Genomic DNA, 23656 nt, shown 5'->3' with positions numbered 1-23656 from the left:
ATTATCTAGGACCCATCCGCCCGCCGGATGTTCACGAGCCAACAGTTCACGAGTATGTGTGGGGCAGACTATAATTTTGATGCGACCAACCATTTTCCTGTCTCTTTTGCTGACCATGTTGACCATGGCCGGGCAAGTGGGCGTCGCTTATGCGCAGCCTTCCAATGCCATTTCCAAGGAGGCACGCCCGCCGGAGGCGCAGCCGCCCAAACCCGCCCCCTATGACGACAGGCTGGCCCGGCTTTCGGAAATATTGGGAGCGGTGCAATATTTGAGAACCCTGTGCCCCTCCTCCGGTCCAGAGGACTGGCGCAGATCCATGAGCGATCTTCTGGCTGCGGACACAGCCAACGAGCCCGAGCGGCGTCAGCGCATGACGGCTGCATTCAACCGTGGATACCGCTCCTTTGCGGCCATCCACACCAGTTGCACACGCGCCGCTGTCATGGCAGAAGAGAGCTACCGTAACGAAGGGGCAACACTTGCTCAGGAAATCGCGTCCAGGTTCGGAAATTAGCGGTTTATTAACCTCTTTTCGCCGCAGGCCGTGCCGTTTTGATAAAAGACTGATAGTGTTGTTAACAGGGTGGTAAGGACTTGCCCGCCCTGTCGAGGATGAAAAATGCAGACGAGCCGTAACGAAATCGACGATATGATCGTGCATGAAAAGATGCAGGTCGCTCTGGAACACCAGAACGAGGCATGGGCTGACGGCATGGCCGACGGCATCGAGCCGGAGATCATCGCCGATGCCGCAATCGCTCTGGCCATGCGCGAAACCATTCGCATGCATGGCGAGGCCGGCGCTGAAGCAATGCTGGAATCGCTGCGCCAGCGCATGCTTGAAGGCGAATTTTCTCCGCAGCGGGTGATACAGTAAAGCAGGGGTCTATCATGTCTTGCCTGAGCAAGGGGCTTTTGCGCTCTTCCGCCATGCTGTCCATCCTGCTTGCCCTGACCGCGGGGTCCATCGGCTTGCCAAGCCGTGCCCTTGCCCTTTCCGAGCTGAAACCGGCGCAAAATACCGAAAGCGAGCCGCAGGCCCAAAACGGCGGAGAGCCGCAGCAGCCCCAGCCGACGGAGCCGGATGAGATCGAAGGTGATTCGGAAGGTATTCCCCTGCCCGATCCGCTGGTCGACCGTTCCGCCGGTCAGGCAAACCAGAAGCCCGCCACCCCGGACAACGCCCCCGAAATGTCCGTCGTGATTGAGCATGACATTTCCAAGGCACCGGAAGCCGTGCGCAAGCTGCGCCAGGAGATCATGGACGCGGCCGCATCGGGCGATATTGAAAAATTGCGGCCCTTCATCGCGGCCGGCCAGAAGGAATTCCGCATAGACGGCAATGACGGCGAGGATCCGATCGCGGCGCTGAAAAGCTATTCGGGCGATCCCGACGGCCTTGAGGTGATGGCGATCATCATCGACCTGCTGTCGACCGGTTATGCTCATGTCGACGCCGGTACGCCCGATGAGGCCTATGTTTTCCCCTATTTTGCCGGCAAGCCGCTCAATACGCTGACCGCGCCGGAAAAGGTGGAGCTTCTGCGCATCATTACGGCGGGCGATCTGGCGGACATGCAGGAATACGGCAATTACAGCTTTTACCGCATCGGCATCTCGCCTGATGGCAAGTGGAAGTTCTTCACCGCCGGCGATTGATCGCGTCGCGGTGCTTGCCGTTCTTTTGCAAAAATCCTAACTGTTCGAAATGAGCTGCCCGGCCAAAGCGCATTGCTGATTTGCGCCGGGAATTGCGCGAGAACAAAAGAGAGCATATCCGCAATCGCCCTGGGCTGCCTGGAGCAACCCTTGCCGGGCATGCACTCGATGAACCGAACGGTGACGCCATGCCTTCCGCCTTTCTTGCCGACCGCCGCCTGATCAGAGTTTCCGGCACAGGCGCCGGGGAGTTTCTGAACAATCTGATTACGGCTGATGTTGAAAATCTGCCGCAGGGAGAGGCCCGCGCCTCGGCACTTCTAACGCCGCAGGGCAAGATCCTGTTCGATTTCCTGATAACGCGCGATGGGCCGGATTATCTGATCGAAACGGGTGCTGGCGAACAGGATGCGCTGCTGCGCCGCCTTACCATGTACAAGCTGCGCGCACCCGTCGATCTCAAACTCGAGCCCGTGGAAGGCATGAGCCTGTTCTGGAATGAAAACGCGCCTGAAGCCGGTGTGCGGGATGGCCGTTTTGCCAAGGCCGGTATCGATCTGTTCCGCGTTGCGGGCGCATCGGCCTCCGGAGAGGCCGCCGCCTATGACGCCCTGCGCATCGACCACGGCATTGCCGAATCCGGCCGGGATTATCCGCTGCAGGACACTTTTCCCCATGACGTGCTGATGGATGTGAATGACGGCGTTTCCTTCAAAAAGGGCTGCTTCGTCGGGCAGGAGGTCGTCTCGCGTATGAAGCATCGCGGCACGGCACGGCGGCGCGTCGTTACCGTTACCGCCCACGGCGATCTTCCCGCCACCGGGACGGAGATTACCGCCAATGGAAAACCTGTCGGCGCGCTTGGAACAGTTTGCGGCGGCAGGGCGCTTGCCATCGTGCGGATCGACCGCATTGCCGATGCGCTTGCATCCGGCACGCCTTTGCTTGCGGATAACATTACCGTCTCCGTGACCCTGCCGACCTGGACCGGCATTTCCTTCCCGGCGGCTGACCCGGCAACACGGGCGGAGGAATAAGCGTGGCGTCTGCGAAAAGTCCGCGCGCCTGGCAGCGCATGCTTTCCGGGCGGCGGCTTGATCTGCTCGATCCTTCGCCGCTTGATGTGGAAATCGCCGATATCGCCCACGGTCTTGCCCGCGTCGCCCGCTGGAACGGCCAGACGCGCGGCGATCACGCCTTTTCCGTCGCCCAGCACTGCCTTATCGTGGAAACCATCTTCTGCCGCATGTGTGCGAGCGCCACGCCCGACGATATGCAGATGGCGCTTCTGCATGATGCCCCTGAATATGTCATCGGCGACATGATCTCGCCGTTCAAATCGGTTGTCGGCGGCGGTTACAAAACCGTCGAAAAACGGCTGGAAGCCGCTGTGCATCTGCGCTTCGGCCTGCCGCCGCACGCGTCGCGCGAATTGAAGGACCGGATCAAGAAGGCGGATACGGTTGCCGCCTTTTTCGAGGCGACGGAGCTTGCCGGCTTTTCCATCGCCGAGGCACAGAAATTCTTCGGACTGCCCCGCGGCATTACCCGCGACATGTTCGACATCACGCCGCTTCCTTCTACCGAAGCGCAAAGGCTGTTCATCGCACGTTTCGATGCAATCGAGGCGCTGCGCGCGGTCAAGACCGGGAGTGCGACATGACGGCCATTGTCGTATCGCCGCTATCGCGGATCGCGGAAATGGCCGTGAAGCACAAGGCCCGCGAAATGGTGACGCTGATCGCCAAAGAGCAAAGCTTTCACCGCCCGGCGGTGATAGCTGCCGAGCGGCATCTGACGCTTGTCATGAACGATATCGCCTTCAAGGGCACGGGCGACCTCATCGCGCCCGATGACGCGCATGTGCAGAAGCTGATCGATTTCGCGCGGGAATGGGACCAGTCGGCGCCGCTGCTCATCCATTGCTGGATGGGGGTGTCGCGCTCACCCGCCGCTGCCGTCATCACAGCGCTCAGCCTCAACCCGGATCAGGACGATATGGCGCTTGCTCTCAGCCTGCGCGCCGCCTCGCCCTATGCCACGCCCAATGCCCGCATCATCGCCATTGGCGACCGGCTGCTCGGGCGGGACGGCAGGCTGGTCAAGGCGATCAAGGCAATCGGCAGGGGCGCGGATACGGATGGCAACGTGCCGTTCATATTGCCGCTCAGTGCCTGACAGCTTCCATTTTTGCGGAACCCCTGCGGCACCCGGTCGTTACCAACCCTGAACAGCAATGAAAATCACGGGATAATTCATGGAACAACAGGCAACCGATATCATCGTCGCATCGCAGGCCGCGGTGCGGCAGGCGAGTGCCCTTGCGGTGCAATATTCCTTCTCGATCGTCGGCGCGCTTCTGCTGCTCATCGTTGGCTGGCTGGCCGCCACATTCCTGCAGCGCTGGGCTTTTCAGGGCCTGTCGCGCATCCGCGGCTTCGATGCGACGCTTGCCGGTTTCTTCGCAGGCGCCATTCGTTACGTGGTGCTCATTCTGGTGCTGGTCATGGTACTCGGCCAGTTCGGGGTGCAGACGGCCTCCATTCTCGCCGCGCTCGGCGCCGCCGGTCTCGCCATCGGCCTTGCGCTGCAGGGCACGTTACAGAACATCGCCGCCGGCATCATGCTTCTGGTACTGCGCCCTTTCCGGGTCGGCGAATATATCGAGACCAGCTCGGTCAGCGGTACGGTCATGGAAATCGGGCTGTTTGCGACCGAGCTTAAGACCAGCGACGGGCTTTACCGCCTCGCGCCCAATTCCACGCTGTGGAACGTGCCGATCACCAACTACAGCCGCTTCCCCTCGCGCCGCCACGAATTGAGCCTGACGGTCAAGAATGACGAGGATATGGGTGCGGCGCAGGACATGCTGATGCGCGTGGTGCGTTCGGAAAGCCGGGTGTTGCTGGACCCCGCCCCCGTTACCTTCGTCGATTCGATCAGCGCCGACAGCGCCACGGTGAAATTGCGCTATTGGGTGCGCAGCGACAATTATTTCGTGACCACGCGTGAGGTGACGAAGGCGATGAAACTCGCTTTCGACGAGCGCAAGGCGAACATAAGCGTGCAACCCGCCTGAGAACAGCGTTTCCTGACCAGATCCCTTTCTCAACCTTTCTCCAGACAGGATAGCCGGCGCTCAGCCGGCTTTCGTCGTTTTCAGGCTGAGATGATGGCAGGCACCTTGCGTCTACAGATAGACGTGTTTATACGACATGATCGTAATGTTATTACATAACTTATTTCGTTCTATAGACACAAAGGGCCAGAAGAATGCAAAAAACGATCACCCGCGTCACCGGCGCGCTTGCAATCGGTTCCATGCTGTTGATGACAGCCTCGGCACTGGCGGCCGGCAAAGACAAGGCTTCCTCCGCTCATAGCCACGACCACAGCCATGGCCAGACCGAAGCCGAAAAACAGATATACAAGGGTTATTTCGAGGATGCCCAGGTGAAGCCGCGCACGCTTTCCGACTGGGAAGGCGACTGGCAGTCGGTCTACCCCTATCTGCTGAACGGCTCCCTCGACCCGGTGATGGCGGAAAAGGCAGCGCATGGTGACAAGAGCGCCGAAGAATACCGCGCTTATTATGCCATTGGCTACAAGACGGACGTCAATCGCATCGTCATCAAGGGCAACAGCTTTTCCTTCTATCGCGGAGCCAAGCCCATTGAGGCTACCTATGCCGCCGACGGCTACGAAATCCTGACCTACAAGAAGGGCAATCGCGGCGTCAGGTACATTTTCAAGAAGACCATTGGAGATGCTGCGGCTCCGCAATTCGTCCAGTTCAGCGACCACACCATCGCGCCCGCCAAGGCCGGCCATTACCACCTTTATTGGGGCAATGACCGCAAGGCGCTGCTCGACGAGGTGACCAATTGGCCGACCTATTATCCCTTCATGATGGACGGTCCCGAGATCGTGAAGGAAATGGCGGCGCATTGAGCCCTTTGCAGGCATGGCGTTTTCGCCAGAAGCGAGCGCATGAGGTTTTCGCCTTCTCCCCGAGGGGGAGAAGGTCGCGGCAGCGGGATGAGGGGGCGAGGGTCGAGATATGCGGAGAGCTTGCCCCCTCATCCGACCCTTCGGGCCACCTTCTCCCCCTCGGGGAGAAGAAACAAGCGGCGACGGCCTCATGCCATGCCGACAGTTCACTGCCCCATGGTCGAGCGGTGCGCCCAGCCGGTCATGCGCTTTTCGAGCCACGCCATGATCGCGTACATGACGATGCCTTCCACGGCGAGCATCAGCAGGCCGGCGAAGACCAGCGGCACATTGAACTGGCTCTGCGCCGAACTCATCATGTTGCCGAGACCATAATTCGAGGCGACGGTTTCAGAGACGACCGAGCCGACGAAAGCGAGCGTTATGGCGATTTTCAGGGAGCCGAAGAAGTAAGGCATGGAGCGCGGAATGCCGACCTTCAGCATGATGTCCATCTTCTTTGCACCGAGTGCCCGCAGCACATCCTCTGTTTCCGGCTCGATGGTGGCAAGGCCGGTCGCGACGTTGACGACAATCGGGAAGAAGGAGATCAGGAAGGCGGTAAGAACCGCAGGCACGGTGCCAATGCCAAACCAGATGACGAGGATCGGCACCAGCGCCACTTTCGGGATGGCGTTAAAACCGATCATCAGCGGATAAAGCCCGGCATAGATGGTTTTCGACCAGCCGATAAAAAGGCCGATGGCGAGCCCGGCGGCCACCGCAATGGCGAAGCCCAGCGTCGTTGTATAAAGGGTCTGCAGCGAATTCTTCCAGATCGGCGACCAATATTGCACGATGGCCTGACCGACCCTGACTGGCGACGGCAGAATGGTCGGCGGCATTTTCAGCGCATAGACCAGCAATTCCCACAGCAGGAACAGCGCCAGCGTATAAAGCCAGGGGGCGGCTTTCACCCAGTTGACCCGGTCGATCAGGGGCTTGCGCGGCGCGTCCGCCACGGTGCTTTCAACAATCGCGCTCATGCTGCCACCCTCGCCTGCGCGATCTCGCCATGCAGTTCCTGCACCATGTCGTTGAAACCCCTGTCATACATGATATCGAGCTGGCGCGGACGGGCAAACGGCACGCGGTGCTCGGCCAGCACCCGGCCGGGCCTTGCGCTCATCACGAAAATCTTGTCAGCCAGAAAGGTCGCTTCGCGCAGATCATGGGTCACAAGGATGATGGTGACGCGTTGCGCCGCGTGCAGATCGCGGATGACGCACCATAATTCCTCGCGGGTGAAGGCGTCGAGCGCGCCGAAGGGTTCATCCAGCATCAGGAGATCCGGCTCGTGGATCAAGGCGCGACACAGATTGGCGCGCTGCTGCATGCCACCGGAAAGCTGCCAGGGATATTTCGAGCCGAAGCCTTTGAGACCGACAATCTCCAGCAGCCGCTCGGCTTTCGCGACATATTCAGCTTTGTGGGCGCGCAGGCGCCGGCGATGTTTCTCGACGATCTCCAGCGGCAGCAGGATGTTTTCAAGCGTGGTGCGCCAGGGCAGCATCGTCGGGTTCTGAAATGCCATGCCGACGATGGAAACCGGCTCCGTGACCTGCCGCCCGGCAACGATGACATTGCCCTTCTGCGGAATATGCAGCCCCGTCACCAGCTTCATGAGCGTCGACTTGCCACAGCCCGAGGGGCCGACGACGGCCGCGAACTCACCCTTGTCGACCGTCAGATTAAGGCCGGATACGGCCAGCGTGCCGGCCGACCCGCCGTAGCGCATGTCGACATTGTCTATTTCCACGAGATGTGACATCGCAGTCCCCATTTTTTCGGCCGGTACGGGCGTCTACAGCCTTCGTTGTCCCGCCTCACTTCCAAAGCCGCCGATTATGCCCGGCGTCGCCGCATTTTTCTTCTCCCCGCCGGGGAGAAGGTGGCCCGAAGGGTCGGATGAGGGGGCAGGCTCTCCGAATACGGTGGACGTTTCCCCCTCATCCCGCTGCCGCGACCTTCTCCCCGGCGGGGAGAAGAAATTCGCGGCACCCGCTCGTTCTGTCCGCAACAGCTCCCCCCTCAGGGAAGCATGCGCTCTTCCTTGGCCGGCAGGTATGTTGCGTCGAAGACCTGATCCGCCTTGACGTTACCCTTGAGCCCAAGCGAGACTTTCAACGTCTCGACGGAAGCGGCGAGCCTTGCCGGATCAACACCGCCCATGCCGTTTGCCACCACATAGGGCGTCTTGATGTTCATGCTGTTGGCCATGTTGAGGCGCTCGAGCTCGATGGCGCTGTCGAGCGTTTCGTTGCGCTTGAGCACGGCCGCCACGCCCTCTTCCGGGGTCTTGACGGAATCGGCGAAGCCCTTGGCCAGCGCCTTCAGGAACCCCTTGACGGCATCCGGGTTTTTCTCAGCGAAATCAGTGTTTACCAGCACCGCATTGCCATAAAGATTCAAACCGTGCTCGGCCATCAGAATGGTCGAGATATCGTCATCGGCAATGCCCTGCTTCTTCAAGTTGAGGATCACGGAAAAGGCGAAACCGAAAACGGCATCGACATCACCCTTGGCCAGCATCGGCTCACGCACCGGGAAGCCAATCGATTCGATCTTGATCTTGCTGTCATCAAGCCCGGCGACCTGCTTGAAGGCCGGCCATTGCGCGAAAGCGCCATCCGGCGGCGGTGCGCCGAGCTTCTTGCCTTCCAGCGACTTCGGATCGCCGGTGACGCCGAGCGACTTGCGGCCGACAACGGCAAATGTCGGGCGTTCATAGACCATGTAGACGGCCTTGATCTTCTGGCTCGGATCCTCATCGAGGAACTTCATCACCGAATTGATGTCGCCGAAACCCATCTGATAGGCGCCGGTCGCGACGCGCGGAATGGCTTCCACCGAGCCGTTGCCGCTGTCGATCGTCACATCGAGGCCTTCAGCCTTGAAGTATCCCTTGTCGAGCGCCAGCAGGAAGCCGGCGGCGGGGCCTTCGAACTTCCAGTCGAGCGTGAATTTCACCGGCGTTTCGGCATGAGCACCCGTTACGGGCAGCGTAAATCCGGTGGCAGCGCCGACAGCGGCAATGGCCAGAGCCCTGGACAACAACCTGCGCGTTAACATCATCTATTCCCCCTGATGGTTTTGTTGGATTGGTTGCATAAGACCCAATTCCAGCCCTCAAGGCAAGATCAAATTGCATACAAAATAGCCGTTATTTTGTATGCTTATTTTATATGCATCGTTGATTGATATGGAGGCAAAAAGCCCTATCTCTGCCCATCTCGCATGCAACGAAGCCAGGGCAATTCCGTTCATGCAGAGAACACAGCGTTCTCATTTGCCGGGGTTGCGGATCAGGTGCAGGGTAAGACAAATAGAGCCACGAATGGCAGGCAAAACGACGGGACGGCACGATGAATTCTGCACTGGGCATACACCACATCACCATGATCACCCGGAAGGTGCAGGCGAATGTCGATTTTTACGCCGGCTTCCTGGGTTTAAGGCTGGCCAAGCGCACGGCCGGCTTCGAAGACGCCATGCAGCTTCATCTGCTCTATGGCGATGACATCGCCTCGCCAGGCTCGCTTCTGACCTTTCTGGTCTGGGAAGATGGCGGCCAGGGCCGTGTAGGTTATGGCCAGACGCTGGAAGTGTCGCTGGCGATCGATCCCGCCAGCATCGGTTTCTGGCTGACGCGGGCGCTGAAATTCGGCATCCGCGCCGAGGGACCATCCGACGAATTCGGCGCCCCGGTCATCCGGCTGAAAGACCCTGATGGCCTCATCGTCAAGCTGGTCGGCACCCACGCCTTCCCCGATGCCACACCACATGTAACCAACGACATTCCGGCAGAAGACGCCATTCGCCGCATCTATGGCGCAACCGTGCTGAGCGAGGTGCCGGAAGAAACGGTGGCTTTCCTCACAAAATATTTCGGTTACCAGCAGGAAAGCCAGACGGGCGCTATCCGCCGGCTCGTTTCGAAGAGCGATGACATTATCGACGTGCGTGACGCCACCGGCTTCTGGTCCAGCGCGCCGGGCACCGGCACCGTCGATCATATCGCTTTCCGCGCGCAGGATTTGGACGAGCTAAACGCGGTGCTGGGTGAACTGAAATCGCTGAATTCCAGCACCACAAATGCTCATGACCGAAAATATTTCCATTCGCTTTATGTCCGCGAACCGGGTGGAGTTCTGATCGAAATGGCGACCGACGCGCCCGGCATGACCGTTGACGAGCCCCTGGAAGCGCTTGGCGAAAAGCTGTTCATTCCGCCGCTTTTCATGAAGGATGAGGCGGATGTGCGCGTCGCGCTGCCGCAATTTTCGATGCCCGGCGAAGAGCGTATCGTCTATCGCGACCTGCCTTTCGTGCACCGCTTCTACACGCCCGAAAAGCCTGACGGTAGCACCCTCATCCTGCTGCACGGTTCCGGCGGCAGCGAGACGAGCCTGATGCCGCTGGCGCACCGGGCGGCACCGGGCGCCACGCTTCTCGGCGTTCGCGGCCGCAGCACGGAAGAGGACATCGCCCGCTGGTTCCGCCGTTACCCCGATTTCAGCTTCGACCAGAAGGATATCGTCTCCGAGGCGGAAGCCTTTGCCGCCTTTGTCGATAGCGCGATCCGGTCCTATGGCCTTGATCCTTCGAGGCTTCGTTTTGTCGGCCATTCCAATGGCGCGAATTTCTATACCGCCTTTGCAGCGCTTTATCCGGAGCTTGCCGGAGACGCGCTGCTCTATCGGCCTATGCCGGTTCTCGAAACCTGGCCGGAAACCGATCTTTCCGGGCGGAACTTCCTGCTTGTGGCCGGCGAACGCGATAAATACCGCGACAAGGCGACGGAGCTGCGAGACAGGATTTCCTCCAGCGGCGCGCAGGCCGGGGTGGAAACGGTGGATGACGGACACGAGCTTGGGCTTGCAGATATCGAGGCGGCGCGGCGCTGGCTTGCGGCGTGACCATCTGAAGATACAGCGTCGCCTCTTGGCTTCTTCTCCCCGCCGGGGAGAAGGTGGCCCGAAGGGTCGGATGAGGGGGCGACGTTTCCGAATATCTCTACCGTCACCCCCTCATCCCGCTGCCGCGGACTTCTCCCCGGCGGGGAGAAGAAACAAGCGGCACACGCTTACTCCCCAGCGGCCCAGCCATTCATCAACCGGGCCTTGCATAAATTCGCCAAAAGGGCTTTAAAAACAGCTTCGTAATTGGAGAGTTCTGTTTGGAAATCCCGCTGCTTATCCTCGCCGTCATCGCGGCCTTCATCTACACGCTGGTCGCAAGCATCCGCAATTCAAGCCGAATCAAGTCTCTCGAGCGCGAGGTTGTCAGCCTTAAGCGGCTGATGGCGGCCGGGGTGGCTTCCCCTGTGGCAGCGCAGGCGGAGACGGCCGATTGGGCGGAGAGAGCGGATTTCGACGCGGAAGAGGAAAGCGCGGCATCTGAGGAAGACGCAGCCCTCCACGCCGAACACCCGTCCGAAGCAGAAGTGGCCGCCGCCATGGCGGAGGCGGAGGACCTTGCCAGCAAGGAAGAGGAGCGCGTGCTTGCCCGTGAGGCTGCATCCGCACCGGCAACCAAGGAAAGCTTCGAAAGCCTGCTCGGCGCGCGCTGGGCCGTCTGGGCTGGCGGCCTGGCGCTAGCGCTTGGCGGCATTTTCCTTGTCAAATATTCCATCGAAGCGGGGCTCCTGAGCCCGGCCGTGCGGCTTTCGCTCGCCGCCATTTTCGGTCTCGTTCTTGGCCTTGCCGGCGAGGCGATCCGCCGCAAGGCTGTGCCGGGCATCGCCACCACTTACGCCAACGCCATGATACCGGGCGTGCTGACGGCCGCCGGTGCCTTGACGCTGTTCGGCGTGGTTTATGCGGCCTATGGCATTTATGACTATATCGGCTCCGGCACCGCCTTCATTCTGCTTGGGCTCGTGGCCTTCGCCACCATCGGCCTTTCGCTTCTGCACGGACAGGCGCTCGCCGGTCTCGGCCTGTTGGGGTCGATGCTGACGCCGGCGCTGATTTCCAGCGAAACACCGAATATCTGGGCGCTGTTCGTTTTCCTGACGATCTCGTGGCTTGCCACCGCGGCGGCCGCGCGCAGGCAGGGCTGGACCGTGGTTCCCTCGCTTGCCAATGCGGGCCTCGGCCTCTGGGTGCTCGGCTATATCGCTTTTTCCGAGACGATCAGCGCCGAGCCGCCGACGCTTTCACTGCTTGTCATGCTGGCCGGCACCCTCTTCCTCTGGCCCGGCAGGCACTTCGACACGCCGCCCGCCGAGGAAAGCGAAGCCAGCACCACGCCTGAGCGGCGCGCCATTCGCGCCATGCGGCTTTTGTTGCGCCCGTCGCTTGCCATCAGCCTCACTGTCTCGATGGCCGTGGTCCTGCCGGCAATCGGCTTCCTCTTCACCGACGGCAGCATCGACACCCATCCGGCCCTCGTCGTTTCCGTCCTCATCGCAACGCTTGCCGCCCTTGGCGCTGCGCGACACAATGCGGTGTGGCCGGCCATTATCGCCGCACTCGGCGCACAGGCTGCAGTATCCCTGATGTCGCGGCAGGGTATCGATTTCATCGGCCTGATAAATGATACCGCCGTCACGCTTCCTCCCGTCGGAACGGGCTACACCGCGGCCATCGCCATGGCGCTCGGCCTTGGCGTCATCCTTCTCCTCTGCGGTTTCTCTTTCCTGAAACGCAAGGGCGCGGATGATCCGGATTTCTCCCAGCTCTGGGCGGGGATTGCAGCGCTTTTCCCGGTCTGGCTCGGCACGGCAAGCTTCGTCGAATATGGCAATCTCGGCCGTGACTGGCTGCATGCGGCCTATGGTCTTGGCCTCGGCCTCGTGCTGATCGCCGGCGCGGAATGGCTGCATCGGCAGAACAATGATGCCTATCGCAAACCGCTCAACATCCTCGTGCTCGGCTCGTTTGCCGCCTTCGCACTGTGCCTGCACACGCTGACGGAAGGGCTCGCCACAACCGTGCTGCTCTCCGTCATCGGCTTCGGTTATGTGCTGGCGACCCGCCATCGCAACTGGGATATTCTGCCCTGGGTGATGGCGGTGGCAAGTGTTGCCGTTCTTGGCCGCATCGCCTGGGAACCCACCATTGTCGGGCCGCAAAATCTTGGGCTCACGCCGGTCTTCAACGCGCTGCTGCCGGGTTATGGCATTCCGGCGCTGCTCGCCATCGTCTCGGCCTGGATGCTGCGCGACTGGCCGAACTTCCGGGCAAAGAACTTTCTGCAGGCCATCGCCAGCGTCATGGGTTTGCTGGCGGTCGCCATCCTCATCCGCCACGCGATGAATGGCGGCACTCTCAATGACAGCGTGCCGACGCTCGGCGAACAGTCGATCTATACGCTGCTGACCATCGGTTTTTCAGGCGTGCTGATGACGCTGGATCTCAAGAGCCCCAGCCCCGTCTTCCGTTACGGCTCGATGATTGCCGGCGTGATCGCCGTCATCAACGTGCTGACGATGCATTTCTTCACGCTCAATCCCTATTTCACCGGCGAAAATACCGGCCGCATCCCGTTCCTCAATCTGCTGCTGATCGGTTACCTCCTGCCGGCGCTCGCCTATGGCGGTCTCGCCTGGTATGCGCGCGGCAAACGTCCCCCGCCCTATGTCAGCCTGCTGGCGGTGGCAGGTGCGGCACTCGGTTTTGCCTGGGCCACACTTTCGGTCCGCCGCTTCTGGCAGGGCGAGAACATTGCCGACTGGAAGGGCTTTTTGCAGGGTGAAACCTACAGCTATTCGGTGGTGTGGCTGCTGATCGGCGTGCTGCTGCTCGTGCTCGGCTCGCGCTTCAATGCCCGCAGCCTGCGTCTGGCATCCGCCGCCTTCGTGCTGATCTCCGTCGCCAAGGCCTTCCTGATCGATATGAGCAATCTTGAAGGGGTGCTGCGGGCGCTGTCCTTCATCGGGCTTGGCGCGGTGCTGATTGGCATCGGCCTGTTCTACCAGAAAATCCTCACCCGGAAGCCGCAGGCATGATCGCGCCCGAGGCTTTCGCGCCTTTTGAGGCGCTTGCGCAGGAACTGATACCGCACGCCGCCGATGCGGGCGACGGCTCGCATGATCTTGCCCATATTCACCGGGTCTTCCGCAACGCCATGCGCATCCATGCGGGCGAAGGTGGTGACGGCACGGTGCTGGCGGCCAGCGTGCTTTTGCATGATTGCGTGGCGGTGGAGAAGAACTCGCCGCTCCGCGCGCAGGCATCGCGGCTGGCGGCGGAAAAAGCTGCCGGCATTCTTGAAGCCCTTGGCTGGCGACGCAGCGATATCGACGCCGCCGCCCATGCCATCACCACCCACAGCTTTTCCGCCAATATCGAGCCGCAGACGCTGGAGGCAAAAATCCTTCAGGACGCCGACCGGCTGGACGCCATCGGTATGGTGGGGGCGGCGCGCTGCTTTTATATTGCCGGACGCATGGGCTCGGCTCTCTACGACCCGGTCGACCCGCTGGCGAAGGAGCGGCCGCTTGACGACCGCGCCTTTGCCATCGACCATTTCGAAACCAAGCTGTTCAAGCTGGCCGACGGCTTTCGCACCGAGACGGGCCGGCAGATGGCCAAGGCCCGCCATGAACGCCTGCAACAGGTGCTGGACCTGTTTCTCGACGAAATCTGAGGAGACGCGACATGCGTGTGACCGAACTCAACATCTACCCGCTGAAGAGCGGGCGCGGCATCGTCCTCTCGCAAAGCGATGTCTCGGCGGAAGGCCTGCCCGGCGACCGCCGCGCCATGCTGACCGATCCTTCCGGCCATTTCATCACGCAGCGCGAATTGCCTGATATCGCCACTATTCTGGCGCGCCATGAGAATGGCGGCATGGCGCTTTCGAGAGAAGCGGGCAGCGAGATTTTCGCGCGGCCTTCCGGAGAGCGCATGGACGTAGCGGTGTGGAAATCGATCGTCAGCGCCAATATTGCTGATGACGAAACCAACGACACGCTTTCGGCATGGCTGGGGCGCGAGGTGAAGCTGGTGTTTTTCGACGACGCCTCCAGACGCATCGCAAGCCTTGAATGGACCGGCAATGAAACGCCCGTCACCTTTGCGGATGGTTACCAGATTCTCGTTACCACCACCGCCTCGCTTGCAGCCCTTAACGACAATATGCGCGACAATGGCGAGGACGCCGTCGGCATGGAGCGGTTCCGGCCCAATATCGTGCTGGAAACAGACGAGCCGTGGGCCGAGGACCGCTGGGCGGCCATCGAGATCGGCGGCATCCGTTTCGACCTCGTCAAACCCTGCGCCCGCTGCATCATGACCACGCAGGACCAGACAACCGGTTCTCGCGATGTGCCCTCCCCCATGAAGGCCATGGGCCGTATCCGTATGTCCGGCGACCGGCGCGTGCCCGGCCCGCTTTTCGGCTGGAATGTCACACCGCGCGGCGAAGGCAGGCTGTCTGTCGGCGATGTGGCAAGGGTGGTCGAGGAACGGCCAGACGGCTGGGCGATCAAGCGGCGGTAAGTCGCCGGTCCGATTCAAATCGAACCCACAGCAAATGGCGCGGTGTTCTGATACTCCGGTACACCCTCGCTCCCCTCATTCCTGTGCTTGTCACAGGAATCCAGTCGACGCGCGTCTGCGCGGCGAGAAGAGTCCTTTCAGCCCAAGGACTTGGGCTGGCTGGATCCCTGTGACAAGCACAGGGATGAGGATGGGGCGGAGCATTATGGACAACGGCAAGCTTCGAGCCTGACGCAGCGATCTCAATCATTGTGTCACCCCAGCGATACAACGTACGGCGTGATGTCACGGCTTACGCGCCCCAACAATCAGGAAAATCGGGCGGCGGTCTTCGTGTTTCAGTTCCGGCCGCTCCGCCAGCAAGGCTGGATCTGGCCTCGGTTCCGCCATTCGCGTGATCGCAAAACCGGCGGCCAGCAGGGCGTTCAGAATGCCTGACACCGTGCGGTGATATTTGACGACATCATCCGCCATCCAGTTGGAATGGCGCACGCCTTCATGCTGATAGTTGTCCAGCGGCCAGTGCAGGATTTCGCCTTCCTCGCCATAGAACCAATCCTGCTTGTCCAGCGCCGTGAACACGGGATGCTCGATGGAAAAGACGAAGTCGCCGCCGGATTTTAGGACGGTGAAAACCTTCGCGAAGGCCACATCAAGATCGCGAACGTAATGCAAAGCGAGCGAACTCAGCACCAGATCGAAACTATCAGGCGCAAAGTCGATATCCTCGATCGCGGCGCGGCGATATTCGATACCGGGTCCGCCGTTTATCTCGGCGGCACGGCGCAGCATGTTCTCCGAAAGATCGACACCGACAACATGCGCCGCGCCCTCTTCCGCCGCATAACGGCAATGCCAGCCGAAACCGCAGCCGAGATCGAGAACGGTCCTGTTTTTCAAAGGGGGCAACATGGCGCGCAGTTCATGCCATTCGCCCGCCTGCCTCAACCCTTCAAGCGAGCGTGGCATGGCGCTATAGCGCTCGAAAAACTGCGGGTCGTCATAAATATTCTGCTTCATCGCTTCCTCACCTTACCCGATGGCATTCAATCCTGGGCGTCTCATCAATCGCACGAATAATGCCGTCAAGAAAAGTCGCTAGTGGGGCGGCCTGACAAAAGATAATATTCCTCTCATCAACGGGGAATCTGCAGCAAGCCTTGCGCCAATCCGCAAGGTGCTTCAGCGGGAGAATTTTCATGTCGCAAGCCACACGCCAGACGATGCCCTGGCTGATTATCGTCGCCGGGTCGCTGATTGCGGTCATGACCTTCGGGCCACGGTCAGCCATGGGCTTTTTCCAGCTGCCCATGCTCGCCGATACCGGCTGGGACCGGTCCACCTTCGGTCTGGCCATGGCGTTGCAGAACCTCTTCTGGGGTCTCGGCCAGCCGTTCTTCGGCGCCATCGCCGACAAGTTTGGCACCGGCCGTGTACTCGTGCTTTCCGGCTTCCTCTATGCGGCCGGCCTCATCTGCATGTCCTTCGGCACCTCGCCCTTCTGGCTGCATTTCGGCGGCGGCGTTCTCGTCGGGCTTGGCATCGCCGCCGGCTCCTTCAGCGTCATCCTGTCCGCTTTCGCACGCCACGTCACGCCGCAGCAGCGCTCGCTCGCCTTCGGCATCGGCACGGCGGCGGGCTCGGCCGGCATGTTCCTGTTCGCGCCGATCAGCCAGGGCCTGATTTCGACCTATGGCTGGTCGGACAGTCTCGTCTGGCTTGCCGTGATGATGATGCTGGTGCCGCTGCTGGCCTATCCGATGCGCGGCAACTCCTCTTCCGGCAGCCAGTCGCAGGCGCAGTTCCAGCAGACGGCAGGAGAGGCCCTGAGGGAAGCGCTCAGCCATAAGAGCTACCTGCTTTTGACCACCGGCTTCTTTGTCTGCGGTTTCCAGGTGGCCTTCATCACTGCGCATTTCCCGGCCTATCTCGGCGATATCGGTATCGAGCCGCGCTATGCGGTGATCGCCATGGCGCTGATCGGTTTTTTCAACATCATCGGCTCGCTGGCGGCAGGCGTCATCGCCCAGCGTTATTCGAAGCCCTATATGCTGGCCTACATCTATATCGCCCGCTCTATCGCCGTCACAGCCTTCCTGCTTCTGCCGCAGTCGCCGCTTTCGGTCATCATCTTCGCGGCCGTGATGGGCATTCTCTGGCTTTCGACAGTACCGCCAACCAATGCGCTGGTGGCGATCATGTTCGGCACCCGCCATCTCGGCATGCTGGGCGGCGTTGTGTTCCTGTCGCACCAGATCGGCTCGTTCCTCGGCGTCTGGCTGGGCGGTTTTCTTTACGACCGGCTCGGCTCTTATGATCTCGTCTGGTGGCTCGGCGTCGGCATGGGAATTTTTGCGGCCATCGTGCATTGGCCCATTCAGGAGCGGCCGGCACCGCGGCCTGCGATAGCCTGAAACTATACAGCCTTATCGAGCATGGGCTGCACCGCCTTGCGATCCAGCGCCTTCAACGCCGCCTGCACGAAACCGTCGCGGGCGGCGTTTTCATGGAGGCCGCGCGGATCATAGACATGCCGGTTGAGGAAATGGGCGGTGAGGCGAAAGGCAGCTGCAAGGCTGTCGCGATCTGCCGCCTTCGACTGGCCTTCGCTTAGGAAAGCCGGTAGCGACAGCATCCGCTCCGCATAGGGCGCGCCCGCGGTGCGGCAGACCGCCCTGCCCGTTTTTGGCGATACATAGATGAGATCGGTACGCAGCCCCGTCGCCGCACATTCGGTGAGATCAAGTCCGAAACCGAGATCGTTCAACACCGCCAGTTCGAAGCGCACGAACAATTCGCCCGCGTCAGCCGGATCATGGAGATTGTCGAGAATGACGTCGAGCGCCTGATAGAGATGCGGATGCGGGTCACGCTCCGGCAAGAGGCGCAGCAAGGCGCCCATGGCCTGCACGCCATAAACGGCGGTTGCCGTTTCCATCAGCTGTGCCGCCCGCAATTGCAGCGGCTCGATGCGGTATTCGCCGAGATGATCGTCAAGCCGCGCGCGCCAGATGACATCCACCCGGTTTCCTGCCTGCAGCACCGGCTGCATGCTGCGCGAGCGCCCGGAGCGCACCAGCCCCAGATGACGGCCGCGCGAACGGGTCATCACCTCGGCGATGACGCTTGTCTCACCGTGACGCTTGACACCAAGAATGATCGCCTCGTCCTGCCACTGCATGAAACATGTCCGAATTTCGATTCAGGCCCGATCATAACCGATCCAGCGGGGAAACGTTATTCTTTTACGGCGTCATTGACCACGCTGACGAGGCCGAGAACGAAATCCATGATTTCATTTTCCCCGAAAGGCTTGCCGAGCAGGGGCGCCTTCGCAAGGTCCTCGGGAAACCCCGTCGTATCGCCGTAACCGCTGACAAAACCGAAGGGAATGCCCGCCTGCCGCAGCTGGCGCGCGAAATCGTAACTCTTGCCATCGGAAAGGCTGACATCGAGAAGCACGCAATCGGCGCCGTCCTGTTCGATGGCGTCGCGGGCCTGTGCGAGCGTCGTGGCGATGACGATGATTTCGACCCCCATGGACTGGAGAACAGCCTCGACATCAAGCGCCACCAGATATTCATCCTCAACGATGATAACCCGTTGTGGCAACATATGTTTTCTTCTTCCCAGACGAAGGAGCCAACCAGTTCTGCGACAGTGGGCTCCTAATTAATCTCCTGCGAGATATCAGGACAGGAGTCGCAAATTACGGCCCTAACGTCATTTAAAAAAGACATGTCCGAAGAAGATCAGATGAAGGGTCTTTGCCGCTTTTCGTCGCTTTCCCAGCCGGCCACATGGCTCAATCCGGCATTGTCCAGCACCAGGCAACCCTTGTCCGTCCAGCGGATCAGGCCGCGATCGACGAGCTTTCTCAGGGTCTTATTGGTATGGACGATGGAAAGGCCGAGCGTATCGGCAACATGCTGCTGGGTGACCGGGATAGGCGTTTCGCCCTGCACAAGATGGACCGCTTTCGCCTTGCTGTAGAGGAACGCGATAAGATAGGCCGCGCGCTCCAGCGCGGTGCGCCGGCCGATGCTCAGAAGATGGCTGTCGAGCATGCGTTCCTCGCTCGCCGCGATCCAGGTGAGGTCATAGGCAAGGCTCGGATGATCGGTGAAGAGGTTGTTGAGACGGGACCGTTCAAAGACGCATAGGGTGACAGGAGACAGTGCTTCCACTGAATGCTGCATCTCCCCCATCACAGTGCCCTGCAGGCCGACGAGATCGCCGGGCATGACGTAGTTGAGAATCTGCCGCCTGCCGTCTTCCAGCGTCTTGTAACGGAAAGCCCATCCATGCAGCACCGTATAAAGATGGGCGCTGTGCGATCCCTCCATCAGGATCACGGAGCCGCTTTCGACCGCCAGCTCTCCCGTCTTGAAACGCGAAACGAAATCCAGCTCGGGCGATGAAAAATCCCTGAAATGCGGCAGATCACGCAGGGGACAGTGCTGGCAAGGCGTGGTGGAGATACCGTTCGGTTTTTTTGGCGACATGAATGCCCGTCATCGAAAAAGGTTGCGCCCAATTGTTTTGGAACAACCCGCCCGAACGCATTCGGTTCCCGATGGTGAGTGAAGATATTCAAGTCATTCAAGGATCGCGGCGCGCCCTACGCTTCAACACACAAAAACGAAGGCTTTGGAGGCAATCTCGATGTTCGCGTTGGTTCGCGACATTTACCGCTCGTCATTCCGGCCTTAAGCCGGAATCCAGTCGACGCGCGTCTGCGCGGCGAGAGAGTTCCTTCAGCCCAAGGACTTGGGCTGGCTGGATTCCGGCTCAAGGCCGGAATGACGGAGGCGGGCGCACGTTCTCATCGCGCCGATGCGCTAGCCGCGCGGGAATTCCAGTCCCATTTCACGGAAGCGCTCGGGATCGTCGCCCCAGTTCTCGCGCACCTTGACGAACAGGAAGAGATGCACCGGCTGTTCGAGGATTTCCGACAGCTCCTTGCGCGAGGCGGTGGAGATGGCCTTGATGGCATCGCCGTTCTTGCCGAGCGCAATCTTCTTCTGGCTGTCGCGTTCGACATAGATCACCTGCTCGATGCGCACCGAGCCGTCCTTGCGTTCTTCCCACTTTTCGGTCTCGACATGCGAGGCGTAGGGAAGTTCCTGATGCAGGCGCAGGAACAGTTTTTCGCGCGTGATTTCGGCGGCGAGTTGGCGCATCGGCAGATCGGAAATCTGGTCCTCCGGATAATACCACGGACCTTCCGGCAGAGCCTCCACCAGATAATCCATCAGGTCTTCGCAACCAGAACCGTTGGTGGCCGAAATCATGAAGGTGCGGTCGAAGGCGACCGTCTCATTGGCGGCGGCGGCCAGCTTCAGCAGGTCTTCGCGCTTCACCTGGTCGATCTTGTTGAGGCAGAGGATCTTCTTCTGCGGAACATCCTTCAGGCCTTCGAGAATGGCCTCGGCATCACCTTTAAGACCACGCTCGCTGTCGATCAAAAGCAGGATGAGATCGGCATCCTTCGCGCCGCCCCAGGCGGAGGTGACCATGGCGCGGTCGAGCCTACGGCGCGGCTTGAAGATGCCGGGCGTGTCCATGAAAACGATCTGCGCATTCTTGTGAATGGCGATACCGCGCATGACGGCGCGCGTCGTCTGCACCTTGTGGCTGACGATCGAAACCTTGGCGCCCACCAGCCTGTTGACCAGCGTCGACTTGCCGGCATTGGTCGGGCCGATAAGGGCCACAAAGCCGGAACGGGTCGGAAGGTTATTGTCTTCGCCTTCAATGGCGGGGTTTTCGTGATCGGTCATGTTATCCATCAAGGTCAGAGGTATTCAACATGCGGCCCGCGGGTCCGCCATGCGCTCGATTTTGGCACCCGGTTCGCCGGGTGCTCAGTTCCGGGTGGAGGTCTTCTGCCAGACGCCTTCGCGTTCCAGCAATCTTGTTGCCGCCACCTGTTCGGCCGCGCGCTTGGAGCGCTCGACACCGGTTTCCGGCTTCACGCCGGGAATTTCGACAGTCACCGTAAAGCGGGGATCGTGATCCGGTCCGGAACGATCGTCAACCCGGTAAGAGGGTGTGGTCGCAAATCTGGCATGCGCCCATTCCTGCAACTCGGTCTTGGCGTCGCGTCGCCCGGCATCCACGCTGGTTGCGCGGCCCTGCCAGTATTTCAGAATGAATTTACGCGATGCTTCCAGCCCGCCGTCCAGATAGATGGTGGCGATCAGGCTTTCGACGACATCGGCGCGCACGTTCAGCATCGCCTTGCCGGTCAGCTTCTTCACATCCGAGCCGGTGCGGATGAAATTATGCAGGCCCATCTCGTCGCCGATCGCGGCGCAGGATTCGGCGCTGACGAGCTGGTTCAGACGGACCGAAAGCTCGCCTTCGGTGGCGTTGCGGAAGGTGGAGAACAGCAATTCGGCGACGCAGAGACCGAGGACACGGTCGCCCAGAAATTCCAGCCGCTCATAATTGCCGGCCGCCGCCGAGCGGGCGCTGGCATGGGTCAAGGCCCGGTCGAGCCGGGCCTTTTCCTTGAACTCATATCCGATCAACGCTTCCAGACGGGAAATCTCGTCCGCCGAAAGCGGCTTGGTCTTGCTCATTCCACAACCTTGAAGAGGCGGTCCCAACGCATGTTGGCCGGCCATTCCCAAATGCGGCTGAACGGCGTGTCATTGCCCAGCGAGAAGAAGATGACGCTGGCGCGGCCGATCAGGTTTTCTTCCGGTACGAAACCGACGTCGAAACGGCTATCGAGCGAATTGTCTCTGTTGTCGCCCATCATGAAATAATGGCCTTCTGGCACCACGAATTCGCGCGTGTTGTCGCCACGAGAATCGGGCGACTGGTCCAGCGTGTCGTAGGTGACGCCATTGTCGAGCGTTTCACGGAAGACGGGCACATTGGCGCCCGGATCGGCACGGTAGTCCGAGGTGAAGGTGCCATCGGGCTGCTTCGGCACCGGCTGGCCGTTGATGAACAGCACGCCGTTCGTCACCTGGATGCGGTCGCCCGGCAGGCCCACCAGACGCTTGATGTAATCCACTTCAGGATTGGGCGGCAGGCGGAACACCACGACATCGCCGCGCTTGGGCTTGCTGAATTCGAGAATGCGGCCCGAAAACAGGTTCGGCGAAAAGGGCAGCGAATATTTCGAATAGCCGTAAGAGAACTTGTTGACGAAAAGATAATCGCCAACCAGAAGCGTCGGCATCATCGAGCCGGAGGGGATGGTGAAGGGCTGAAACAGCACGGTGCGGATGACCATGGCCAGCAGCAGCGCCTGAATGATGACCTTGACGTTCTCCCAGAGGGCGTTCTGCTTCTTTTCAGCTTTTTCGGACACTTAAAGACCTGCCTGATTGTTTCCCGGCTTCTTCGGTTTCACGAAGGCCTCCGGGCCGTTGTTTTATCGCATATGCGGCGGGCAAGCGGTTTTTACGCAGCCGGCAACGCTTTCATATTTCTGCGACTTCTCTAGAACCTTTCCAGCCCGAAGGGAAGCGCTTCTGTCACACGCCCGCAAATAGAGCGGCAATGCGGCAGCGTCGCGTCTTACCCGTTCACGGGAAGCGCCTCGATAATCACGAATGCCTGAGCATAGGGGAAGTCGTCCGTGATCGTCAGGTGAATATTGGCGCGGTGGCCGGCGGGCAGCAGCGCCGCCAGCCTTTCCCCTGCCCCATTGGTCAATACCATGGTCGGCTTGCCACCCGGCAGGTTAACGACACCCATGTCCTTCCAGAAAACACCGTTCGCAAGTCCGGTCCCCAGCGCCTTGGAACAGGCTTCCTTGGCGGCGAAGCGCTTGGCATAAGAAGCCGCGCGGTTCCTGCGGCCATCGGATTTGGCCCGCTCGATATCGGTAAAACAGCGATGGGTGAAGCGGTCGCCGAAACGATCGATCGACTTTTCAACGCGACGAATGTCGATCAGGTCGCTACCCAATCCAATGATCATTTCAACATCTCCAGAGAGGCATTTTTATTGGCGGCGCGGTGCGCGAGATTTTCCATCTTGCGCCGCTGAAAGCCGCTGATGAGGCCATAAACGGCGACATAGGCGATGACGGCGCTGATGGCTGCGGGCAGAATCGCGCCGATGGTCATGGGTTCCAGCACCGGCGTCCATATCTGCCGGAATTCAAGATGGCTGAACAGCGCCACGAAATCCACATGGGCAGCGCTTTCCGCCCTCTGCCGACCGAGGATGAAATGCCCCAGTTCCCAGGTGGACGCCCATATAAAGGGAAATGTCAGCGGATTGGCGAAGGTGGTGCCGAGTGCGGCCGCAACGAGATTGACGCGCATGAGGAAGCCAAGCGCCATGGCGATGATGATATGAATGCCGAGAAACGGCGTCCATGCCACGCCGACACCAATGGCGACACCGGCGGCAACGGAATGCGGAGAAGCGGAAAGCCGCAGCAGACGCAGCTTCATATAGCGCAGCGAACGGGTAAAACCCGTGCGCGGCCAGAAGAGGTCGCGAATCTTCTCTGAAAAACCAACGGGTTCACGGCGGCGAAACGGCATGGGCTCAGTCTATTTCATCGCCCGGGCTGAGCCAAG

Annotated in this window: 25 protein-coding genes; 13 read left to right on the top strand and 12 right to left on the bottom strand. The window is 60.4% G+C overall.

Annotation, left to right across the window (positions count from 1 at the left end):
* The first annotated feature begins 76 nt into the window (after positions 1-76).
* The 8 genes from AC1ROR_RS02465 to AC1ROR_RS02430 all read left to right on the top strand — a co-directional run bounded on the left by AC1ROR_RS02465 (position 77) and on the right by AC1ROR_RS02430 (position 5613).
* The gene (locus tag AC1ROR_RS02465) at positions 77-517 is read left to right on the top strand and encodes a TIGR02301 family protein (protein WP_080834010.1); all 441 of its coding nucleotides are present in this window, start codon (positions 77-79) and stop codon (positions 515-517) included.
* Between the two features lie 105 nt (positions 518-622).
* On the top strand, positions 623-880 hold the full coding sequence (locus tag AC1ROR_RS02460; RefSeq protein WP_003496894.1) for a hypothetical protein: 258 nt from the start codon (positions 623-625) through the stop codon (positions 878-880).
* A 14-nt stretch (positions 881-894) separates the two neighbouring features.
* On the top strand, positions 895-1662 hold the full coding sequence (locus AC1ROR_RS02455; RefSeq protein WP_498588524.1) for a hypothetical protein: 768 nt from the start codon (positions 895-897) through the stop codon (positions 1660-1662).
* A 188-nt stretch (positions 1663-1850) separates the two neighbouring features.
* Positions 1851-2699 carry a CAF17-like 4Fe-4S cluster assembly/insertion protein YgfZ gene (gene ygfZ / locus AC1ROR_RS02450; RefSeq protein WP_498588523.1) on the top strand — a complete coding sequence of 283 codons (849 nt, stop codon included), beginning with the start codon at positions 1851-1853 and terminating at the stop codon, positions 2697-2699.
* A 2-nt stretch (positions 2700-2701) separates the two neighbouring features.
* Positions 2702-3325, top strand: a complete 624-nt coding sequence (locus AC1ROR_RS02445) for a YfbR-like 5'-deoxynucleotidase (protein WP_498588522.1) — start codon at positions 2702-2704, stop codon at positions 3323-3325.
* Positions 3322-3840: a tyrosine phosphatase family protein gene (locus tag AC1ROR_RS02440; RefSeq protein WP_498588521.1), complete on the top strand. Its 519-nt coding sequence runs from the start codon at positions 3322-3324 to the stop codon at positions 3838-3840. The genes AC1ROR_RS02445 and AC1ROR_RS02440 overlap by 4 nt, the downstream gene beginning before the upstream one ends.
* 79 nt (positions 3841-3919) lie before the next feature.
* Positions 3920-4741: a mechanosensitive ion channel family protein gene (locus tag AC1ROR_RS02435; RefSeq protein WP_035218021.1), complete on the top strand. Its 822-nt coding sequence runs from the start codon at positions 3920-3922 to the stop codon at positions 4739-4741.
* A 194-nt stretch (positions 4742-4935) separates the two neighbouring features.
* Positions 4936-5613 carry a ZinT family metal-binding protein gene (locus AC1ROR_RS02430; RefSeq protein ID WP_498588520.1) on the top strand — a complete coding sequence of 226 codons (678 nt, stop codon included), beginning with the start codon at positions 4936-4938 and terminating at the stop codon, positions 5611-5613.
* 206 nt (positions 5614-5819) lie between these two features.
* Here AC1ROR_RS02430 and AC1ROR_RS02425 read toward each other — a convergent pair whose 3' ends face one another.
* From AC1ROR_RS02425 to AC1ROR_RS02415, 3 genes are all read right to left on the bottom strand, one after another.
* On the bottom strand, positions 5820-6638 hold the full coding sequence (locus tag AC1ROR_RS02425; protein WP_498588519.1) for an ABC transporter permease: 819 nt from the start codon (positions 6636-6638) through the stop codon (positions 5820-5822).
* On the bottom strand, positions 6635-7423 hold the full coding sequence (locus AC1ROR_RS02420; RefSeq protein ID WP_167377412.1) for an ABC transporter ATP-binding protein: 789 nt from the start codon (positions 7421-7423) through the stop codon (positions 6635-6637). Before AC1ROR_RS02420 ends, AC1ROR_RS02425 begins: the two co-directional genes overlap by 4 nt.
* A 260-nt stretch (positions 7424-7683) precedes the next feature.
* Positions 7684-8727: an ABC transporter substrate-binding protein gene (locus AC1ROR_RS02415; RefSeq protein WP_498588518.1), complete on the bottom strand. Its 1044-nt coding sequence runs from the start codon at positions 8725-8727 to the stop codon at positions 7684-7686.
* 290 nt (positions 8728-9017) lie between these two features.
* Between AC1ROR_RS02415 and AC1ROR_RS02410 the strand changes: the two genes are divergently transcribed.
* The 4 genes from AC1ROR_RS02410 (at position 9018) to AC1ROR_RS02395 (ending at position 15101) form a co-directional block, all read left to right on the top strand.
* On the top strand, positions 9018-10571 hold the full coding sequence (locus tag AC1ROR_RS02410) for a VOC family protein (RefSeq protein WP_498588517.1): 1554 nt from the start codon (positions 9018-9020) through the stop codon (positions 10569-10571).
* Positions 10572-10831: 260 nt separating this feature from the next.
* Positions 10832-13606 carry a DUF2339 domain-containing protein gene (locus tag AC1ROR_RS02405; protein ID WP_498588516.1) on the top strand — a complete coding sequence of 925 codons (2775 nt, stop codon included), beginning with the start codon at positions 10832-10834 and terminating at the stop codon, positions 13604-13606.
* Positions 13603-14247: an HD domain-containing protein gene (locus tag AC1ROR_RS02400; protein WP_498588515.1), complete on the top strand. Its 645-nt coding sequence runs from the start codon at positions 13603-13605 to the stop codon at positions 14245-14247. Before AC1ROR_RS02405 ends, AC1ROR_RS02400 begins: the two co-directional genes overlap by 4 nt.
* An 11-nt stretch (positions 14248-14258) precedes the next feature.
* The gene (locus tag AC1ROR_RS02395) at positions 14259-15101 is read left to right on the top strand and encodes an MOSC domain-containing protein (RefSeq protein WP_498588514.1); all 843 of its coding nucleotides are present in this window, start codon (positions 14259-14261) and stop codon (positions 15099-15101) included.
* Positions 15102-15386: 285 nt separating this feature from the next.
* On the opposite strand, the gene AC1ROR_RS02390 is transcribed toward AC1ROR_RS02395, so the two are convergent.
* Positions 15387-16121, bottom strand: coding sequence for a class I SAM-dependent methyltransferase (locus tag AC1ROR_RS02390; protein WP_498588513.1), 735 nt, complete (start codon positions 16119-16121; stop codon positions 15387-15389).
* Positions 16122-16300: 179 nt separating this feature from the next.
* On the opposite strand from AC1ROR_RS02390, the gene AC1ROR_RS02385 reads away from it, so the two are divergent.
* Positions 16301-17515 (top strand): MFS transporter, encoded by a 1215-nt coding sequence (locus AC1ROR_RS02385; protein WP_498588512.1) that lies wholly within the window; start codon positions 16301-16303, stop codon positions 17513-17515.
* Between the two features lie 2 nt (positions 17516-17517).
* On the opposite strand, the gene recO is transcribed toward AC1ROR_RS02385, so the two are convergent.
* The 8 genes from recO to AC1ROR_RS02345 form a co-directional block, all read right to left on the bottom strand.
* Positions 17518-18282, bottom strand: a complete 765-nt coding sequence (recO, locus tag AC1ROR_RS02380) for a DNA repair protein RecO (RefSeq protein ID WP_498588511.1) — start codon at positions 18280-18282, stop codon at positions 17518-17520.
* A 56-nt stretch (positions 18283-18338) separates the two neighbouring features.
* Complete coding sequence (locus AC1ROR_RS02375; RefSeq protein WP_080833990.1) at positions 18339-18716, bottom strand: response regulator; 378 nt, start codon at positions 18714-18716, stop codon at positions 18339-18341.
* Positions 18717-18853: 137 nt separating this feature from the next.
* Complete coding sequence (locus AC1ROR_RS02370) at positions 18854-19606, bottom strand: Crp/Fnr family transcriptional regulator (RefSeq protein ID WP_035218042.1); 753 nt, start codon at positions 19604-19606, stop codon at positions 18854-18856.
* A 336-nt stretch (positions 19607-19942) separates the two neighbouring features.
* The gene (gene era, locus AC1ROR_RS02365) at positions 19943-20893 is read right to left on the bottom strand and encodes a GTPase Era (protein ID WP_035218044.1); all 951 of its coding nucleotides are present in this window, start codon (positions 20891-20893) and stop codon (positions 19943-19945) included.
* A gap of 75 nt (positions 20894-20968) precedes the next feature.
* Positions 20969-21688, bottom strand: coding sequence for a ribonuclease III (gene rnc / locus AC1ROR_RS02360; RefSeq protein ID WP_035218055.1), 720 nt, complete (start codon positions 21686-21688; stop codon positions 20969-20971).
* Positions 21685-22431, bottom strand: coding sequence for a signal peptidase I (gene lepB, locus AC1ROR_RS02355; RefSeq protein WP_003496938.1), 747 nt, complete (start codon positions 22429-22431; stop codon positions 21685-21687). Before lepB ends, rnc begins: the two co-directional genes overlap by 4 nt.
* Positions 22432-22640: 209 nt before the next feature.
* Positions 22641-23045 (bottom strand): holo-ACP synthase, encoded by a 405-nt coding sequence (acpS, locus tag AC1ROR_RS02350; RefSeq protein ID WP_035218058.1) that lies wholly within the window; start codon positions 23043-23045, stop codon positions 22641-22643.
* Complete coding sequence (locus AC1ROR_RS02345; RefSeq protein WP_080833988.1) at positions 23042-23620, bottom strand: DUF2062 domain-containing protein; 579 nt, start codon at positions 23618-23620, stop codon at positions 23042-23044. The genes acpS and AC1ROR_RS02345 overlap by 4 nt, the downstream gene beginning before the upstream one ends.
* Positions 23621-23656 lie beyond the last annotated feature (36 nt).

This window comes from Agrobacterium sp. GW821-FHT14E08 (genome assembly GCF_058803865.1).
Note: the sequence above shows the minus strand (reverse complement) of the source record. Positions and strands in the feature narration are given on the sequence as shown.

What these genes read in the sequence shown, in the direction of transcription:
- AC1ROR_RS02460 (WP_003496894.1), top strand. Translation starts at nt 623, where the DNA reads ATGCAGACGAGCCGTAACGAAATCGACGATATGATCGTGCATGAAAAG.
- AC1ROR_RS02455 (WP_498588524.1), top strand. Translation starts at nt 895, where the DNA reads ATGTCTTGCCTGAGCAAGGGGCTTTTGCGCTCTTCCGCCATGCTGTCC.
- ygfZ (WP_498588523.1), top strand. Translation starts at nt 1,851, where the DNA reads ATGCCTTCCGCCTTTCTTGCCGACCGCCGCCTGATCAGAGTTTCCGGC.
- AC1ROR_RS02440 (WP_498588521.1), top strand. Translation starts at nt 3,322, where the DNA reads ATGACGGCCATTGTCGTATCGCCGCTATCGCGGATCGCGGAAATGGCC.
- AC1ROR_RS02435 (WP_035218021.1), top strand. Translation starts at nt 3,920, where the DNA reads ATGGAACAACAGGCAACCGATATCATCGTCGCATCGCAGGCCGCGGTG.
- AC1ROR_RS02430 (WP_498588520.1), top strand. Translation starts at nt 4,936, where the DNA reads ATGCAAAAAACGATCACCCGCGTCACCGGCGCGCTTGCAATCGGTTCC.
- AC1ROR_RS02425 (WP_498588519.1), bottom strand. Translation starts at nt 6,638, where the DNA reads ATGAGCGCGATTGTTGAAAGCACCGTGGCGGACGCGCCGCGCAAGCCC.
- AC1ROR_RS02420 (WP_167377412.1), bottom strand. Translation starts at nt 7,423, where the DNA reads ATGTCACATCTCGTGGAAATAGACAATGTCGACATGCGCTACGGCGGG.
- AC1ROR_RS02415 (WP_498588518.1), bottom strand. Translation starts at nt 8,727, where the DNA reads ATGATGTTAACGCGCAGGTTGTTGTCCAGGGCTCTGGCCATTGCCGCT.
- AC1ROR_RS02410 (WP_498588517.1), top strand. Translation starts at nt 9,018, where the DNA reads ATGAATTCTGCACTGGGCATACACCACATCACCATGATCACCCGGAAG.
- AC1ROR_RS02400 (WP_498588515.1), top strand. Translation starts at nt 13,603, where the DNA reads ATGATCGCGCCCGAGGCTTTCGCGCCTTTTGAGGCGCTTGCGCAGGAA.
- AC1ROR_RS02395 (WP_498588514.1), top strand. Translation starts at nt 14,259, where the DNA reads ATGCGTGTGACCGAACTCAACATCTACCCGCTGAAGAGCGGGCGCGGC.
- AC1ROR_RS02390 (WP_498588513.1), bottom strand. Translation starts at nt 16,121, where the DNA reads ATGAAGCAGAATATTTATGACGACCCGCAGTTTTTCGAGCGCTATAGC.
- AC1ROR_RS02385 (WP_498588512.1), top strand. Translation starts at nt 16,301, where the DNA reads ATGTCGCAAGCCACACGCCAGACGATGCCCTGGCTGATTATCGTCGCC.
- recO (WP_498588511.1), bottom strand. Translation starts at nt 18,282, where the DNA reads ATGCAGTGGCAGGACGAGGCGATCATTCTTGGTGTCAAGCGTCACGGT.
- AC1ROR_RS02375 (WP_080833990.1), bottom strand. Translation starts at nt 18,716, where the DNA reads ATGTTGCCACAACGGGTTATCATCGTTGAGGATGAATATCTGGTGGCG.
- AC1ROR_RS02370 (WP_035218042.1), bottom strand. Translation starts at nt 19,606, where the DNA reads ATGTCGCCAAAAAAACCGAACGGTATCTCCACCACGCCTTGCCAGCAC.
- era (WP_035218044.1), bottom strand. Translation starts at nt 20,893, where the DNA reads ATGGATAACATGACCGATCACGAAAACCCCGCCATTGAAGGCGAAGAC.
- rnc (WP_035218055.1), bottom strand. Translation starts at nt 21,688, where the DNA reads ATGAGCAAGACCAAGCCGCTTTCGGCGGACGAGATTTCCCGTCTGGAA.
- acpS (WP_035218058.1), bottom strand. Translation starts at nt 23,045, where the DNA reads ATGATCATTGGATTGGGTAGCGACCTGATCGACATTCGTCGCGTTGAA.
- AC1ROR_RS02345 (WP_080833988.1), bottom strand. Translation starts at nt 23,620, where the DNA reads ATGCCGTTTCGCCGCCGTGAACCCGTTGGTTTTTCAGAGAAGATTCGC.